Genomic DNA, 17665 nt, shown 5'->3' with positions numbered 1-17665 from the left:
TTAGCTAAAAATTAGCTTATTACACTTTAGGTCGGGCTTTTTCTAAGAAATATCTTTATCTTCACTTTATCGCTTTTTTCTTTCTGATGAATTTTGCGTCTTTATGTTACATTAATCATTATCATGAAAAATAATAACTGAATGATGGAGCATCTTATGATCCCTGACGTAGCCTTGGTTGATAATAGCGAACAAAGAACCCCACTGATCTTAGTACTGGATAGCTCTGGGAGTATGTATGGGCAGCCTATTCAACAACTCAATGAAGGCCTTAAGCTACTAGAACAAGAACTAAAAAATGATGTTATTGCGGCAAAACGTGTGCGTATTTTAGTGATTGAATATGGCGGGTATGACCAATGTACAGTTCATGGTGATTGGAAAGATGCAATGGACTTTGCGGCACCTGTTTTAGAAGCAAATGGTACAACGCCTATGGGGCAAGCCATTACGCTAGCGCTTGAAGAGATTGAAGCTGAAAAACAGCGCTTTAAACAAGCCGGTGTTGCTTATACTCGTCCTTGGCTGTTTTTAATGTCTGATGGTGTCCCGACAGACCAATGGGAGCAGGCTGCACAGCTTTGCCGCCAAGCCGAAGAAAGTCAAAAAACAGCGGTATTTCCTATTATGGTTGATGGTGCATCAGCAGAAGTGATGGGAAGTTTTAGCCGTAATGGTGTTAACGGTGTAAAAATGCTCAAGGGATTACAATTTAAAGAATTGTTCTTATGGCTAAGTGCCAGTATGCAGGTGGTTTCTCAATCTACGCCGGGTGGCACAGCACAATTACCTTCAACTGATTCTTGGGCGAGTGTACCTGTTTGATGAATGATTGGTTAGCTTATGGTGCATCAGTGACAGGCATAGCCCATCAAGAACGTCAAATTCCCTGTCAGGATGCTTATTTTATTCGTCGCAAAGGTGAATATCTTATTGCTGCGGTTTGTGATGGCGCGGGCTCTTCTCGCTATAGTGAACAAGGTGCTCAGCTTGTTGCTCGGTTATTTACGCTACGAATTACAGAGTGGCCGAATATTGATTTGTTAACTGAAAAACAGATAACACAAGGGGCTAAGCAACTTATTGAAGATATTCGCCTCCAGCTCGCTGAATATGCAGAAATAAAACAGTGTGCGCTTAATGAATATGCATCAACACTGGTTGCATGTTGGGTTGGTGATGATAGTGGTTATTTGTTCCATTTGGGTGATGGTATTGCTGTGGTGGAATACTGCGATGGTACAAGTTATGTATCACAGCCTGAAAATGGAGAATATGCCAATCAAACTTGGTTTGTGACATCAGAAAATTGGGAAGCGCATTTACGTGTTATTCCCCTAAATAAACCAGTAAAACAAGTTATTCTGATGTCTGATGGTGTACAGCCTTTTGCCATGAATAAAGCGTGTGATGCCCTTTATGAACCGTTTATCACTCCCGTGATCCGTTATTTAAAAACAGTATCAGAAGATAGCGGAAGTGAGGCATTAGCAGGGACTTTAGCTGATCCTCGAACACATTCGATCACAGGCGATGATAAAACCTTAGTTATTTGCATCAGGGATGAAGAGTTGTGGTAAAAGCGAGAAAGAAAGGGATAGCTCAACCAGTATCTACACAATTACAAGATGAAAACGGCAAGATTTATCAAATAGGTAATTTGATAAAAAGCGGTGGTGCAGGTAGCGTTAGTCATATTAAGAACGCGCCTTTCCAAGTTTCGAAAATTTATCATGACAAAATTGATAAAGCTTATTATCTGAAAAAGATCACGGCGATGCAGAAGTTAGAACCTGCATTAAAGTCGGTCTCTGTTAACGATACACCGATTATCCAACTCGCATGGCCTCAAGCTCGTTTATACAATAGCCAAAAGCAATTTGTTGGCTTTGTGATGCCTGAGCTTGATGTCAAAAATACAATTGAGTTGGAATATATCCTTCAAGAACGCCAAGCCAAAGCCTATGGTCTACCCACAGGAATGGGGGCGAAAGTTAGCCTTGCTTATAATCTTTGTTCATTGATTGATGCTTTACACCAACAAGGGCACCGCATTATTGATATGAAACCGTTGAACTTACGGTTTTATAAATCAAGTTTGTATATGTCTCTTCTAGATTGTGACGGATTTAGTATTCAAGGTGAGAATACACGTTATCCCGCAGGGCAATTTACCGTCGAATATTTAGCGCCAGAATTTCAAGCCAAGCAAACTATTCCTGAAGCAGAGGAAGAGTGGCAAGACCGATTTGCCTTAGCGGTAATTATTTTCCAATTACTTAATTTTGGTATTCATCCTTTTAGTGGTCGCCCTAAAAATGACACGGTGCCTACAGATATTCCAAGGCGTATTGCTGGGCGTTTTTATGGTTATGGCGTAAAAGCACATAATTTAATTACGCCCAGTGTGGCGAGTGGACATAAACAATTACCTGACAGATTAAGAACGCTTTTTGATAAAGCGTTTTCTGGTGCACCTTCATTAAGACCAAGTGCTAAAACATGGGCGACAGCGCTTTATGAATATGCACAACCTGAAAAACAGCAAATGGTGGCTTGTCAGAAAGATAAAAACCACCAGCATTTTGCAGGTAAAGCCTGTGCAGCATGTGCAAGGCAAGCTCAATTACAGCAAGTTGCAGCGACTCAAAAACAAAATGAAACGCAACGAGAGCAGGTAGGCCAAACCAGAGTACAAAATGCTACTGTTAGACAAGCGACAAGACGCACAGCTCCGCCTAAACCGAGACAACCTCCTGCGATTTTTATTGCTATAAAACAAGCAATAAGCAAAGTCCCTAAGGTTATCTTACATACCGCAATTGCCATGTTGGTTCCTGTGATATTTGGATTATTGCTGATGAATTTTATTCCGCAGGGTATAAGTAGTGGGTTAGGCTCCAATTGGGTCTCGGATTTAATCAAAGCGGATTATATTGAACAAATACTAATAACAATGTTGAGTGTGATGTTTTTAATGGTTTCAGCCATTATCTTGTTAGTTATTTTTGTTTTCCCTTCAATGCATATTTTGAAAAGAAAGCCATAGTTTAGGGAAAATAATATGAAAAAAAGAATAAAGCTGATCCTCATTATTATTGGCGTTATAACGTTACTGTTCCCTTTTTGGTTGCCAGCCTTCTTAGTTTCAACCTTTAGCTTGATTGATGGTTTTAATAGTAAAATTCTCCCCGCATCAGTTCGTTTTGATGAGCGTAATTTCTTACTGGGATTATGGCTAGGCTCTCTCATTATGACGATTGTTATGTTATTGCAATCGTGGAGAGCTAAAAATATTTACTATTTATTTGGCGGAGGGCTAGTGCTTTTAATGGCACTAGGTGTGTCATTTTCGGTGATCCCAAAGAATGAATTAGAAGATCGTCGTCGTTTTGTTTTACAAAATATCGAACAATCTGAATGGCAAAATTTTCATTATTTTGTTGTTAATAGTGAAGATGAGATCCGTAATATTATTCGGTCTAATCAACCTAAAGCGTTGGCATCTATTAGTGCTATTGAAAAAGCGCGAATTGCTTTACCAGGATTGGATTATTTTAGTGATGATGTGGCAGTAGCGACAAAAGCGAAAGAAGCTTATTTAGTTCATACCAAGGGAACATCAGAATATGCGGAAGCGGCAAAAATACTCAATTTTTATGGCGACTGGCTATTAAATCAACCTGAGATTATGGTTGCTCAGGCATTAGCTTCCCTTTCAAATAGTAATGATGCTCAATTAACGCAATCAGGTATTAATGTTATTGCTGTTGCCCCCTTATCACCTGAGGCATGGCAAGTTTTAGCATTGACTTATATTGCTCATCGTTCTCCCGATGCTCAGATTGAAAAAGCGATGTTAGCTTTAATGGTAGCTGATACGTTGAAACAGGCTAAGCAAGGGCATAATGATATTTCAGCACAACAATTATTGAAAAAAGCAATTTCAGAGCTTACTGAAAATCAACGGCAGATTTATCAAATATTGCAAGCGCGTGTTATCGAAGATCGTTTTTATCGACAAAACAGTACACCACCAGAAGAAGTCACTAAGCTTGCTAATCAGCGATTACCAGTGAGTAATGCAATTAATAATGATTTAACCACTTATCTTGAAATGCAATCAATGATGGGAAAAGAGTATCCTGGAGAAGTGATTGTTGAATCACCTCATGAAGTGAAAAACTTAACTGAGATCCGTTATCCAACCATCAGAAGATATATCCCCCGCGCAGAGGTTATTTTATCCGTTGATGTTGATCCTCAAGGGCGTATTTCAGGGCTTTGGGTGCAAAACAGTAGTGGTGTTGATGCTTTCGATGATCAAGCTGTGAGTGCTGCTCGTCATTGGCGTTTTATGCCAAATAAAGACGGATATCGCCAACGTGTAACAGTGCGTTTTGAAAGCACTCGCCTTGGTTGGAAAGAGTATTCTGTTAAGCTGCAATCAACATTGATAAAACTGGTTAAAGCTTACGCAAGACAAGAAGCTAAAGGGATAACACTTACCGAAAATGTTTATTCAGAATTGAAAAAACAAGCGCCAGAATTAAACGATGAAAGAGAAGTAACTCGCTCTAGCTATGATCCTTATGCTTCTTATTACCCTAGACTATCGCAAAAACAGCAAGAAAAGCGTGCAACGTTACAAGCAATCTTAAAAGAATTGCAGACATTGCCTAATGGCGCGAATAATCATGAAAATTGGGATAACAGTATTCGCTTTTTAAATGAAAAACTCGTTATGAATCAAGATAATGATGATGTTGTTAGAATGGTTGCGCGTTTTGAGTTGCAGTATTACAACGTGGGAACTAACAACTTAACCAGATCACCTAATATTTATCCGCAAGATAAAGAATATTGGCAAACTTTATTATTGAAAGCGCGTACTCATTTTGAACAAGCTATTGCATTAGATCCTGAGCGTGAAGATGTCTGGTTAGGTTGGGGAATAACATGGCTTGATGAAGATCCAGAAATTGCCGCAGGTGCATTTGCGAAAGCCGCACAGCAAAAATCGAAAGAGAGTATTAGTTCTTTAATGCAAATGCTAGAAATGAGAATGGTGATAAATACACTTGAGGGTGCTCGTTTAGAGCGCTATCAAACCTTACGAGCAAGAATGGATATGCGTTATTTACCTGAAGGTGTTGAAGTTAAGCCTTCTGATGATTATCTCAGTGATGACTTAACACAAATTCAGTTAGCTCAACGTGCAATACCGGCATCAGATCCGAATAGCAAAGTTGTTCGTTCATTTTTGAATACCGATAAAATTGAGCAATCAAATCGGACATTTAGTGTTGATTTCTCATCAGCGAATATCAAAGGTAGTAATCAGCCACTACCAAAAGTGAATGCGCCTGACTCCGCACCTAAAACAGGAGATATGATCTTACAACTTGATGTTGATCCTCAAGGTGTTCCTACTGTGGTGTTATTGAAATCTAGTAGTGGAGATATGAGCATAGACGATGCTGTTATTGATGCTGCATATCAATGGCGTTTTAATGGTTCACCTACTCGAAAAGGTAATGTACTTTTGATATCAGTTCAATTTAGCCAATAATTACCATTTAATTAAATAATGTTATAAAAAACCTCCTTTTTTGTTAGAAAAAAGGAGGTTTTCTTCTATTTGGAGATTTTCTAACTTATTGAAAGTCATAAAATTGTTATCTAGATCACAAAAAAATCACCATTTAAAAATAACAGAACCACTTAACTGAGAAAACAGACCGCTTAATTCGTTATACAACCGCTAAGAGATTTAGTCACACCATTCCCGTGTAAGAATTCTTATTATGTAGGTGCGGGCAGTTATCTCTCAGATTCGCTCAAATTATTCTCAGCTGTCCCGCATTACTCTTTGGCTGTTCGGTCTTGCCTGAAAAAAAGGTGTCTCATGAACAAAAATGCATTTTTAAAGCACGTACCTTGGGTGATCCTCGGGATTATCGGTGCTTTTTGTCTTTCAGTGGTTGCACTTCGCCGTGGTGAACACGTCAGTGCGTTATGGATAGTTGTTGCTTCTGTTGCCGTTTATTTAGTTGCTTATCGTTATTACAGTCTTTACATCGCTCAAAAAGTGATGAAATTGGATCCAACTAGAGCAACACCTTCTGTTGTCAATAATGACGGTTTAAACTATGTTCCGACTAACCGTTATGTTTTATTTGGTCACCACTTTGCGGCTATCGCGGGTGCGGGTCCTCTTGTGGGGCCAGTACTTGCTGCGCAGATGGGGTATTTGCCGGGTACACTTTGGCTATTAGCTGGGGTTGTGCTTGCTGGTGCAGTACAAGACTTTATGGTGTTATTTATTTCAACACGCCGTAATGGTAACTCACTTGGTGAGATGATAAAGAAAGAGATGGGGCCTATTCCGGGTACTATCGCTTTATTCGGCTGTTTCCTTATCATGATCATCATTCTTGCAGTGCTTGCACTTATCGTTGTTAAAGCATTAGCAGAAAGCCCATGGGGTGTGTTCACTGTTTGTTCAACAGTACCAATTGCCCTGTTTATGGGGATCTACATGCGCTATATCCGCCCTGGCCGTGTCGGTGAAGTCTCTGTTATCGGTATTGTATTACTGATTGCTGCGATTTGGTTTGGTGGTGTTATTGCTAGCGATCCGTACTGGGGGCCTGCGTTAACCTTTAAAGATACGACAATTACATTTGGTCTTATTGGTTATGCTTTCATTTCCGCATTACTGCCTGTTTGGTTGATCCTTGCACCTCGTGACTATTTAGCCACTTTCTTAAAAATTGGGGTTATTGTCGGTTTAGCGGTTGGTATTGTTATTCTGAACCCTGAACTGAAAATGCCAGCGATGACTCAATATATCGATGGTACAGGTCCATTATGGAAAGGGGCTTTATTCCCATTCTTATTCATTACTATTGCTTGTGGTGCTGTATCTGGTTTCCACGCACTGATTGCTTCGGGTACAACACCTAAACTTATTGCCAATGAGATGGACGCACGTTTCATCGGCTATGGTGCAATGTTAATGGAATCATTCGTTGCAATCATGGCGTTAGTTGCGGCTTCTATTATTGAACCAGGCCTCTATTTTGCAATGAATACTCCACCAGCAGGTTTAGGTATTACTATGCCAAACCTTCATGAGTTAGGTGGTGAGAATACAGCAGTTATAATGGAACAGCTAAAAGATGTTACCGTACATGCTGCTGCAACGGTTAGTTCATGGGGCTTTGTTATTTCGCCTGATGAAATCTTACAAACAGCAAAAGATATTGGTGAGCCTTCTGTATTAAACCGTGCTGGTGGTGCACCTACCTTAGCTGTTGGTATTGCGATGGTATTCCATAAAATCATTCCTGCTGCGGATATGGGCTTTTGGTATCACTTTGGTATCTTGTTCGAAGCGCTCTTTATTTTAACGGCGTTAGATGCAGGTACACGTTCTGGTCGTTTTATGTTCCAAGACTTGTTAGGTAACTTTATCCCTTATCTGAAGAAAACAGACTCGTTCATTCCAGGTGTGATTGGTACAGCGGGTTGTGTAGGTTTATGGGGATATTTATTATACCAAGGTGTAGTTGACCCATTAGGCGGTGTTAAGAGCTTATGGCCACTGTTTGGGATCTCGAACCAAATGTTAGCAGCGGTTGCTCTGGTGTTAGGTACTGTTATCTTAATTAAGATGAAACGTACTAAGTATATCTGGGTAACGGTTATTCCAGCAGCATGGTTATTAATTTGTACAACATGGGCATTAGGTCTGAAATTACTGAGTGATGACCCACAAATGGAAGGTTTCTTCTATCTAGCAAATGAATACAAAGCGAAGATTTTAGCGGGTGGTGCTGACTTAACAGCAGCAGAAATTACCAATATGAATCATATTGTAATTAATAACTACACTAATGCGGGCTTAAGTATTCTATTCTTAGTGGTTGTTTACAGCATCATTTTCTACGGTTTCCGTACCGCAATGAAAGCACGTAAAAACCCAGAAGCAACTGCACAAGAAACACCTTATGTGCCTATGCCAAAAGATGTAAAAGTGTCCTCAGGTCACTAACTTCAGGTTGATAGGTTAAATCCCCGTACTGGTTTGCCAGTACGGGGCTTAGGAGAAACTTATGTTTGGTAATTTAGGACAAGCTGGAAAATATCTAGGACAAGCAGCACGTATGCTAATAGGTATTCCTGATTACGATAATTATGTGCAACACATGAAAGATAACCATCCAGATAAGCCAGTTATGACCTATAACGAGTTTTTCCGTGAACGTCAGGAAGCCCGTTATGGCGGTGGTGATGGTAAAGGCGGTTTTCGCTGTTGCTAATGATCTGTAAAGGAGATAAATGATGGAACCTATTGCAGTGACAATACTGACTGGCTTTTTAGGATCAGGAAAAACAACACTTTTACGTCATATGCTTAATGAAGAGCATGGCTATAAAATTGCTGTTATTGAAAATGAATTTGGTGAAGTACCGATTGATGATGAAATCATTGGTGATAGAGCCACTCAAATTAAAACACTGACCAATGGTTGTATTTGTTGTAGCAAATCGAATGAATTAGAAGACACGCTATTAGACTTATGTGACAGCCTTGATCGCGGTGAAATCGAGTTTGATAGATTAGTTATCGAATGTACAGGCATGGCTGATCCTGGCCCTATTAGCCAAACATTCTTTTCTCATGAAATTATCTGTCAGCGCTACTTATTAGATGGCATTATCACGCTTGTTGATAATGTTCACGCTCAGCAACAACTGGATCAATTTACGATTGCACAATCACAAATTGGTTATGCAGATCGCATCTTATTAACCAAAACAGATGTTGCGCCAGCCTCTCCTGAACTAATGGCACGACTAAGACGTATTAATGCCAGAGCACCTGTGCATACCGTTATTCATGGACAAATTGATTTAGGATTACTGTTTAACGTAAAAGGTTTTATGTTGAACGATAATCTCGAGGTAAAACAGCCTTTATTTCGTTATCAGGCTGATAAGCAAGATGACATCAATTCGATTGTACTAAAATTTGATTATCCCGTTGAGTTGCAAGAAGTTTCAGACGTAATGGAAAAATTACTATTAAGCTTCGCTGATAATCTTTTGCGCTATAAAGGGATATTAAATATTAAAGACCAACCTAATCGTTTGTTATTCCAAGGCGTACAACGCCTTTATAGTGCAGATTGGGATAGACCGTGGCATGAAGATGAAACTCGTCAAAGCACATTGGTTTTTATTGGTATTCAATTACCAGAACAAGAGATAAGAGCCAGTTTTGATGCATTGATGTCTAGCACAGAAGAAAAAGCTTATTGACCTAATACCCTGTAGTGAGTGTTAGAAAGTAGTAAGAAGTAGAGCTGTAACCGTAGTAATTGCACCATAGTAGTTGTAAATAGCAGTAACGAATATTGATAAGCTCCTGACTTGAGGAGGATCCTGTTCCTAGGATCTTATGTTTCACCCCATAATAACCAACATTATGGGGTGCTTTTTTTAAACGTTCAAATTAGCCATTAGCAACAGCTTTATATTCCATGATCTCAATAATTTGGACATCAGTATGTTGCATTGCACGGCTTGCTAATGCACACAGATTTTCAATTGTAGAGTCAACATCATGAGCGACAATACCGTCATTACCTGTCACATAAGTGTTATCTAGCGCCATTAATACAGCTTTATAAGCTGCACTCGCCCCAGTTGAAACTTTCATCGCACAGCTATTAGAAGCACCATCACAAATCACACCGCTGATATCACCAATCATGCTACTAATTGCCATAGCCATAGATTCATAACGTTCATCCATTAGCCATGCAATTGCACCTGCAGCACCCATTGATGCTGTTGTTGCCGCGCATAATGCAGATAGCGCAGGAAATTTATGGTGAATATAGATAGCCAGTAAATGGGAAAGCATTAATGCTCTTGCCATTTTTTCTTCGCCAACTTGCAAATATTCAGCAACCACTACGACTGGCATCGTTGCGGCAATGCCTTGGTTACCAGAGCCAGAATTACTCATCGCCGGTAAAACGGCACCACCCATACGTGCATCAGATGCAGCAGAAGTACGGATCATGATTTCTGATAATAAATCTTTTGCTAATAAACCACGCTGTTGTTGGCGTTGTAAAGTTTGCCCAATATGTAAACCATAAGTATTGTTCAAACCTTCTTTTGATAACGCATCATTTAAGTGTGCTGACTCAAGGATAAAAGAAATTTCTTCTATTGGAGTTTGGGTAACAAACTGGTAAATTTCTTGGGTATTAGTTTGAGTTAACGTTTCTTTAATTTCACAAGGTGATGCAGACTGTTCTGTGCCATCACAAGTGTTATCAAGAACAACATGGCCGTTATGAATAATTTTAACGATGTTCGTGTGGTTACCAGCAATAATCACTGTTGCGCTATTTTCACCATCTTCAACAGTCACTTCACTATAAAGAACTTCTTGGCACGCTTTTTTAATTGAAACGTTTACAATGCCAGCAGCTAATAGCGCTTTACTTTGCTCAACATGATCAGGAGTCGCATTCTTTAATACTTCAAGGCCAGCTTTACAATCACCACCAACGGCACCTAGGCTTGCAGCGATGGATAATCCCACCATGCCCGTACCCGGTACAGTTACACCCATACCGTTTTTCATTAAATTGGGAGAAACTTCTGCACTAATGCGGGTAATAGCGTGTTGTAAGTAACTTGCTGCTGTTGCAGCCGCTAATGCAAGCGAGATAGGTTCTGTACAACCTAAAGCGGGTTTAACTTGTTGCTTAACTGCCGCTATCAATATTTTCCAACGAGAAGATAATTGTTCTTTCATTGCATGCATCCAATAAACAGTATGAGAATTCAAAGGGTTATTCTATTTTTAATATCATCATCATACTGAATTTATTGGAGAAAGTTTTTTCTGAATTTACTAACATTGTTCAAATTTTGAGAAAATATTACCCTTTATAGCTTCTGTATTGGGAATTTTTTCCACATGAAATAAAAGCAAACGTTTTGACTCTTTAATGTAATTTATGAGTATTAAAGAAGGGAGGCTTTGTATCTAATGTATAAATTAAGAAGGATAAAAATGAAGGTAAATAAGATAATTTAAAAAATAACGATGAGATTAAATAAAAAGGCAATAGAACGAATACACAATTCTATTGCTAGTATAATCATCATACTTAATGTGGGCTAACTCAGAATCGTTAAAATAAAAATAATGAATGAATATTTTCAATATCAAATTTTTATTTTAATAAAGCAGATAATAGGCTCATTGTTTTTCAGTGTATAAGAATAATGCTTTATTATTTTGTTAATATTTTCATAATGATAGCTTTGATGTTGTTTTTTAAATAAGTAATTAAATATATGTTTAGAAAAATAGATAATTAGTTTTTATTTATAAAAATAACAATAAAATATCTTTGACTATTTTTAATATGTTTATTATTTGAAAATAACCTGAAGCAAAAAATATTGCTTCAGGTATATTTATCAATAATAGAAGATAGCAATAATAGCACTGTGGAATACAAAACCTACCATAAGCGGTATTGCAGTCCTTTTTACAACATCAAATGGTTGTAATTTCGCGCCACTAGATACTGCAATAATAACCCCTGCTACTGGAGACATACCTCGTCCCATATGTGATGCTTGTTGCATTGGTAAAATCATCGCAATTGGGTTTACACCCATGCTATGGGCAATTTGTGGAATAAGTTCAACGAATGCAAGGAAAGGCGCATTACCTGAACCCATAATAATCGCTGCTGCTAATGTTACGATAGCGAAGACCAATGCCATTGCAAATGGTGGTAAGCCAACAGATTCCGCCATCACGATCAGGCTATCAATTGCACCACTGACTTTAATACCATGAGCAAAAACACCCGCTGCGACTAATAATCCCACAACGTTACTAAATGCAGAACCCATACCTTTTAAGAAATGCTGGAAGCCTGCACACACTGATTTAAAATCACGTAAGCGTAATGTTTCAATCAGCATACAAATTGCCATTGAAATTAATACAATCGTGACTACATCAAGGTGAATACCTTCAACAAAGAGGCTTGATGAACCGACTGCCATTATGATTGGTAACATTGGCAGTAAGGCATAAAAGCCGGGTACGTTTTTATCACTCTTTGCTTCTTCAGACACTTTACCTAACTGAGGTACAAATCCGGCTTTGCGGTCACAATGGCGCTGCCAGAAGATATGTGTAATACCAACAGCTAATACGGTTGCAATCGCCGCAGGGCCTTGGTAATAAAGCACATATTCAACAACCCCTAAATCAACTGCTTTTGCACCACGAATGGCATCAATGGCAGTTGGGGTGTAAGCAACACCCAATGAAGTTGCAATCACACCCGCAGCAGATGCTGGAGATAAACCAAGTCCTATCATAATCGGGAACATGGTACCCATTAATAGAACGGCCAATCCAGTTGCTGAAGGAATAGCAAGTTGCAAAATACTAGCGAGTAAAAAAGAGAAAAATAGCAACACATAAGGTGAGCGCATATTTTTCAATGGGCGAGTTGCAACACGTACAACGGCCTCATTGGCGCCAATATGATCCATATAATGCGCAAATCCCATCAGTGCCATGATCATTAAACCAAGATCAGCCGCACGACTACTAAAGAGATCACGCATTACTTCAAAAGGATCTAACCAGCCAATACCTGTTGTTTTGACATTTTTAGGAAGAATATCTCCCCAACCAAACATCATTGTTAGCGCCATTAAGGCTAAACCCGCCACTAACAAAACAGGCTCTGCTTTATATCCTTTCAAGATCATTCTAGCGACAATAACAACAACAATTAAGACCGCAAGAATTTGGATCATGCTTTAGCTCCCGGTGCAAAGCGCTCAGCCGTGATCTTAACGACAGATTTTAAGACATCGCTGGCAGCGTAAAGCGATTTAACTGGGAGATATTCATAAATAGAGTGAAAGTTATGAGCACCAGTAAAGATATTAGGGCAAGGTAGTCCATTTTGAGAGAGTGCTGCGCCATCATAACCACCGCGCATTGGAATTGGGCGAGGAGTAATGCCATTCGCTTCATAAGCAGCTACAGCAATATCGATAGGATAGCGATTATCGCCTTGTAGGCTATTAAATACGTTGGCATAACGGTCAGCAAGTTTACAAGCTACAGAGCCTTCACCCCATAAACCTTCACAATAATCGGAAAGTTGTTTTAAAAATGCCATGCGTTGTGCGTAACCTTTTTCGGTGAAATCACGCACATCCATTTTTAATACAGTACGGGCACTATTACCTGCTAATTGCTTGACCCAATAATAACCTTCACGACCTTCGGTATATTCCGGTGCTTCACCGCCCGGTAACATTGCAACGAACTTGTGCGCCATTAACAGTGAATTTTTTAATTTGCCTTTTGCTGACATTGGGTGAGCTGATGCGCCTGTAAAGGTGATCTCGACATCGCCAGCATTCCAGTTTTCATACACTAATTCACCAATACCACAGCAATCTAAAGTATAGGCAAAATCGGCACCAAATTCTTTAGTATCAAAGACTTTAGCACCACGTAAACCTTGTTCTTCATCGGGAACAAAACCGATTTTAACGGTACCGTGTTTAACTTCAGGGTGTTGTTTAAAGTATTGCAACATATCCATAATAGAAGCGATAGCAGCTTTGTCGTCAGCGCCTAATAAGCTAGTACCATCGGTTACGATAATATCGTCACCAATATAATTTTCTAATTCAGGAAATTCGCTTTGACGCAAAAAGATCTCAAGTTCTTTATTTAAGCAAAGATCGCCACCTTTATAAGGTAGAATTTGCGCTTTAGTATCATTCGTTTGTTCAGCACTGGTATCTAAATGACCAAAGAAAGCAACGGTTGGAACTTCATAGTCAAGGTTAGAAGGTAGTGTTGCGGTAACAATCGCAGTATCACGAATTTTGATATCTTCAACACCCAACGCTTTTAATTCTTCGACTAATTGTAGAGCAAGGACTCGCTGGCCTTCTGATGAAGGCATGATACCAGCTGCGCCATTTTCCCTATTTGTAGTGGTGTTAACTTTTGTATAAGAAATAAACCGTTCAACGAGATTCATGACAAGACTCCATTATATTTTTAATTGTATTCTCTGTATTAATACTTACTTATTTCATTTATTAGAAAAGACTAACACTTACTTGTATCATAAAAAAAACAATAGGGAATTATAGAAAAATTATTATTTTTACAATAATTTTTTAATGTTGATTATTATTTAATTTTTGGTTTTTTCTTTATTAAAAAAAATAGTGTTTTTTGTAGGTGAGGTTATTTTATTTAACTTATAACGCTATTTTTCTGTGATCTTAATCATGTAAAAAATATACTTCGCATAAAAGAAGTTAAAAAGTTAAAATTAATCATTATTTATTTTAATGTATTATTTTCTTTAATAATTATATTTTATTGACTTTTCGATGGATCTTTTTAGCAAATAATGATTAAAAAAACATAACTTATTGATAGAAGTTGATTATGATATGCAGTTTAATCCTCCTAAAACGATTAGGAGGATGTATGTATATAAATAATATAGTTAGAGTCACATTTTCAGCGATAAGGAACATTGAAAATAGAGGAAGTAAAATTAATAATATTTTAAATGGGGTGATATTAAGTTATTATAATACAATCATTAGTTTTATAAAACCAAACTCTAATATAAAAAATAATTTTATAGGACTAAAAAGTAGTATCTCTAATATTGAAAATAATCATAACAAGAGTGAAAGTACGACCATAAAGTTAGAGAATAAGGAAAAAGTAAGTAAAAGTGAGATTAATGAAGTTTTTGACAGGCCATTATCTGAAGCCAAAAGAAAAGCAAAAAGTGATGAAATAAAAAAAAGTGTAATTAATGATATTATCTCCGGCTTGGAGGAAATACCTACATTAGAGAAAGAAAAAATTACAGAGTTTAAGAAAAAATTAGAATTTTATTCTAAGTCAATTTTATTTTCTGGAGATGAAAACTCTTTAAAGAAAGCTAAAGATAATCTTTTAAATTCAATAGTAGATACCCTATTAAATTCAGATGATAATATAAAATCAAAATTTGGAAATGTTGAGAGTTATAAATATTTTTTAGAAAATAGCATTAATAATGCTATTGAGAATATTCTTTATAAAAATTAGTTTAATGTATTCATAAAATGAATCAATTATATAGATGGTGGATAAATGGTAGAAAAAAAGAGGAGAATTTATAGAATAGTGCTTATGTTAAACTAGTAGGATGAAAATAATGACTATCGAAAAAATAGATGGGGCATTACAAGGAAGTTCCTTAAATTTATCAAACCAATCATCAAGTTTTGATTTTAATTTTAAATCTAGCTCAATATTATTAATAGAAAATTCAGTAAATAAAATTTCTGATGTTAGATTTTTAAATGATAAGGATCTGATAAAAGATGAACCTATTTATATGGAAATGAGTAAGAATGTAGACAATATTACCAATTCTTATGAAGTGAATTATGATGATAATAGCGATAGTTATATCTTTGATAATAGTTTATCCATTAAGAATAAAAATTTTAATTTTTTTGTTGATTTAAGTATAAAAGAAACTGAATCAATATTTAATAACCTAAAAAATAAAAATTATGATGTTAATAAATTAAAAATCATCAATTCTTCTGTTGAAGGTTTTATGGTAGATTCTGTTGAAGAGAATATTTATGAAACGATGAATAATGATTGTTATTTAAGTGAGAAATTAGATTTAATTGATTCTTTATCTGAAATTGTTTCTAAAAATAAAAAAACAAAAGGAAGCTTTAAAGATAATTTAATTCGAAGTTTAAATGACGTTTCATTAAATGAATTGTTTTCTTTATGTGAAGAATATGAAGAACAATATGAGGTAGAAGAGTTTTTTTTAATTAGTCGATTTATTTTTCGATTTATAGAAGAATTTAATAAATTAAATAATAATAAAATAAAATTAAATGAAGATTTAAAAAGAGGGATAAATTCTGTTATCCTTTTAAAAAGTCTAAAATTTAAAGATAATAATATCATTTAATATGTTCCCCCGATAATAATATCGGGGGAAGTTTGATTATTATATATCCAAGCGCTTAGTTTGCCATCTGCGAGAGCGCCAACGCCATGCGTTAGTTAATCCACGTAACCACTCATCACAAAGGAAGCCAATCCAGATACCAATTAGGCCCATTTCCATCTTAATACCGAGGAAATAACCAACCGGAATAGCAACACCCCACATAAAGCAAATTGCTGTCATCAGCGGGAATTTAGCATCGCCTGCCGCACGTAAGGCATTTACCATTACTATATTAAAAGTACGGCCCGGTTCTAAAAAGACCGATAAAATAAATAGCGGGATCAATTGGTCAATAATACGTTGGTCTTCGGTAATGGAATACAGAATAGGATCACGCATAAACCAATAAACAATAACAACACCAATCGTAAATATCACACCTGTTTTTAAGCTTTTCCAGCCTCTATTGAAAGCATCATCAAAGCGTTTTGCTCCGACTAAGTGGCCTACTAATATTTCATTACCAATACTAATCGCAATCCCAAAGAGCATTAAAAATAATGACAGTTGGAAATAGAGAGTTTGTGCTGCAAGAGGGACTTCACCCATTAATCCAATAAAGGCAGATGCAGTCATATAATGTAATATCCAAACCAAGTTTTCTCCCGCGGCGGGTAAACCAATATGTAGGATCTTCCCTAACATATTTTTAGACCACACTACGAGTTGTTTGGCTTCGAATTTAATACGTAAACCGTAGAACAGTAATCCACACAGTAAAATAACGGCAATAATACGACCGACAACTGTAGACCAAGCAACGCCCACTAATCCGTATTGTGGTAAACCAAAGAAGCCGTAAAGTACAATCATATTACCAATCACGGTAACAATATTGGCTATCAATGTGACATACATGGCTGCTTTAGATTTGCCATAAACTCTCAGACAAGCTGCAAGAATAATCGAGATTGCCTCAGGAATAAGGCAAATACCAATAATATGTAGGTAATTGTAGCCATCTTGCACTAAATGCTCAGGCGTATTCATAAGATGTAGAATATTGTAGCCAAAGAAAAGAATGATCAAAGCGCTACTAATACCTAGCAAAGAGTTAAAAGCGATAGAAATATGGATGGCTTGGCTGGCTTTTTCTCTTTTACCTGCACCTAAATATTGTGCAATAACAACGCTACATCCCACACTAATAAAGCTAAAGATGGTGATAAAAAGGTCAAAAACTTGGTTACCGACGCCCATAGCTGCTAAGTAAGCAGTGGAAACGTGGCTTACCATGTAAGTATTAATTAATAGTGTGGCTAGATGTAGGAATATATCTATAAATATTGGCCAACTAAGAGAGAAAAGCGAGCGATCCGCTACATCAGATTGATGCATTGAAAACCTTCTTAAAAACAGAGTGAAATCGATTTATTAATATAACGCGTAGGAAGATAGAGGATTCTACAAGGTTTATTTATAAGGTAATAGCGCAAATAATGTTTATCTGGCAAAAAAGATATTTATATGGTTTATTCATTGATAACTAATCACTATTATCATTAAGAGAT

The 17665-nt window shown here is 37.1% G+C and carries 13 protein-coding genes; 9 read left to right on the top strand and 4 right to left on the bottom strand.

Annotation, left to right across the window (positions count from 1 at the left end; translation table 11 throughout):
- Positions 1–156: 156 nt before the first annotated feature.
- From GTK47_RS17950 to yjiA, 7 genes are all read left to right on the top strand, one after another.
- Positions 157–825 (top strand): VWA domain-containing protein, encoded by a 669-nt coding sequence (locus GTK47_RS17950; RefSeq protein ID WP_241256045.1) that lies wholly within the window; start codon positions 157–159, stop codon positions 823–825.
- Entirely contained in the window at positions 825–1580 is a 756-nt protein-coding gene (locus GTK47_RS17945; protein ID WP_109407964.1) for a PP2C family serine/threonine-protein phosphatase, read from the top strand. Before GTK47_RS17950 ends, GTK47_RS17945 begins: the two co-directional genes overlap by 1 nt.
- Positions 1574–3049 carry a DNA-binding protein gene (locus GTK47_RS17940; RefSeq protein WP_165125760.1) on the top strand — a complete coding sequence of 492 codons (1476 nt, stop codon included), beginning with the start codon at positions 1574–1576 and terminating at the stop codon, positions 3047–3049. The genes GTK47_RS17945 and GTK47_RS17940 overlap by 7 nt, the downstream gene beginning before the upstream one ends.
- Positions 3050–3064: 15 nt before the next feature.
- On the top strand, positions 3065–5572 hold the full coding sequence (locus GTK47_RS17935; RefSeq protein WP_165125757.1) for an energy transducer TonB: 2508 nt from the start codon (positions 3065–3067) through the stop codon (positions 5570–5572).
- 336 nt (positions 5573–5908) lie between these two features.
- A complete protein-coding gene (locus GTK47_RS17930; RefSeq protein WP_165125754.1) occupies positions 5909–8059 on the top strand; it encodes a carbon starvation CstA family protein in 2151 nt (716 codons plus the stop codon).
- 61 nt (positions 8060–8120) lie between these two features.
- Complete coding sequence (locus GTK47_RS17925; RefSeq protein WP_004245057.1) at positions 8121–8327, top strand: YbdD/YjiX family protein; 207 nt, start codon at positions 8121–8123, stop codon at positions 8325–8327.
- Between the two features lie 22 nt (positions 8328–8349).
- On the top strand, positions 8350–9330 hold the full coding sequence (yjiA, locus tag GTK47_RS17920; protein WP_165126740.1) for a GTPase: 981 nt from the start codon (positions 8350–8352) through the stop codon (positions 9328–9330).
- Positions 9331–9523: 193 nt separating this feature from the next.
- On the opposite strand, the gene GTK47_RS17915 is transcribed toward yjiA, so the two are convergent.
- The 3 genes from GTK47_RS17915 to pepT form a co-directional block, all read right to left on the bottom strand.
- The gene (locus tag GTK47_RS17915) at positions 9524–10846 is read right to left on the bottom strand and encodes an L-serine ammonia-lyase, iron-sulfur-dependent, subunit alpha (protein WP_165125751.1); all 1323 of its coding nucleotides are present in this window, start codon (positions 10844–10846) and stop codon (positions 9524–9526) included.
- Positions 10847–11520: 674 nt separating this feature from the next.
- Positions 11521–12888: a C4-dicarboxylate transporter DcuC gene (dcuC, locus tag GTK47_RS17910; protein ID WP_109393273.1), complete on the bottom strand. Its 1368-nt coding sequence runs from the start codon at positions 12886–12888 to the stop codon at positions 11521–11523.
- On the bottom strand, positions 12885–14138 hold the full coding sequence (gene pepT / locus GTK47_RS17905; protein ID WP_165125748.1) for a peptidase T: 1254 nt from the start codon (positions 14136–14138) through the stop codon (positions 12885–12887). The genes dcuC and pepT overlap by 4 nt, the downstream gene beginning before the upstream one ends.
- 461 nt (positions 14139–14599) lie before the next feature.
- Between pepT and GTK47_RS17900 the strand changes: the two genes are divergently transcribed.
- Together GTK47_RS17900 and GTK47_RS17895 are read left to right on the top strand one after the other, a co-directional pair.
- A complete protein-coding gene (locus tag GTK47_RS17900) occupies positions 14600–15217 on the top strand; it encodes a hypothetical protein (RefSeq protein WP_165125745.1) in 618 nt (205 codons plus the stop codon).
- A gap of 109 nt (positions 15218–15326) precedes the next feature.
- The gene (locus GTK47_RS17895; protein WP_165125742.1) at positions 15327–16112 is read left to right on the top strand and encodes a hypothetical protein; all 786 of its coding nucleotides are present in this window, start codon (positions 15327–15329) and stop codon (positions 16110–16112) included.
- 39 nt (positions 16113–16151) lie between these two features.
- Here the strand turns inward: GTK47_RS17895 and GTK47_RS17890 are convergent, their stop codons facing one another.
- Entirely contained in the window at positions 16152–17492 is a 1341-nt protein-coding gene (locus GTK47_RS17890; protein WP_165125739.1) for an MATE family efflux transporter, read from the bottom strand.
- Positions 17493–17665: the final 173 nt, after the last annotated feature.

Origin of the sequence: Proteus sp. ZN5 (assembly GCF_011046025.1) — a bacterium.
Classification (GTDB): Bacteria; Pseudomonadota; Gammaproteobacteria; order Enterobacterales; family Enterobacteriaceae; genus Proteus.
This window is presented reverse-complemented; position numbering and strand designations above follow the sequence as displayed.

Coding starts and splice junctions, on each gene's coding strand:
- GTK47_RS17935 (WP_165125757.1), top strand. CDS start 3,065: ATGAAAAAAAGAATAAAGCTGATCCTCATTATTATTGGCGTTATAACG.
- GTK47_RS17930 (WP_165125754.1), top strand. CDS start 5,909: ATGAACAAAAATGCATTTTTAAAGCACGTACCTTGGGTGATCCTCGGG.
- GTK47_RS17900 (WP_165125745.1), top strand. CDS start 14,600: ATGTATATAAATAATATAGTTAGAGTCACATTTTCAGCGATAAGGAAC.
- GTK47_RS17925 (WP_004245057.1), top strand. CDS start 8,121: ATGTTTGGTAATTTAGGACAAGCTGGAAAATATCTAGGACAAGCAGCA.
- dcuC (WP_109393273.1), bottom strand. CDS start 12,888: ATGATCCAAATTCTTGCGGTCTTAATTGTTGTTGTTATTGTCGCTAGA.
- pepT (WP_165125748.1), bottom strand. CDS start 14,138: ATGAATCTCGTTGAACGGTTTATTTCTTATACAAAAGTTAACACCACT.
- GTK47_RS17890 (WP_165125739.1), bottom strand. CDS start 17,492: ATGCATCAATCTGATGTAGCGGATCGCTCGCTTTTCTCTCTTAGTTGG.
- GTK47_RS17950 (WP_241256045.1), top strand. CDS start 157: ATGATCCCTGACGTAGCCTTGGTTGATAATAGCGAACAAAGAACCCCA.
- GTK47_RS17915 (WP_165125751.1), bottom strand. CDS start 10,846: ATGAAAGAACAATTATCTTCTCGTTGGAAAATATTGATAGCGGCAGTT.
- GTK47_RS17895 (WP_165125742.1), top strand. CDS start 15,327: ATGACTATCGAAAAAATAGATGGGGCATTACAAGGAAGTTCCTTAAAT.
- GTK47_RS17945 (WP_109407964.1), top strand. CDS start 825: ATGAATGATTGGTTAGCTTATGGTGCATCAGTGACAGGCATAGCCCAT.
- yjiA (WP_165126740.1), top strand. CDS start 8,350: ATGGAACCTATTGCAGTGACAATACTGACTGGCTTTTTAGGATCAGGA.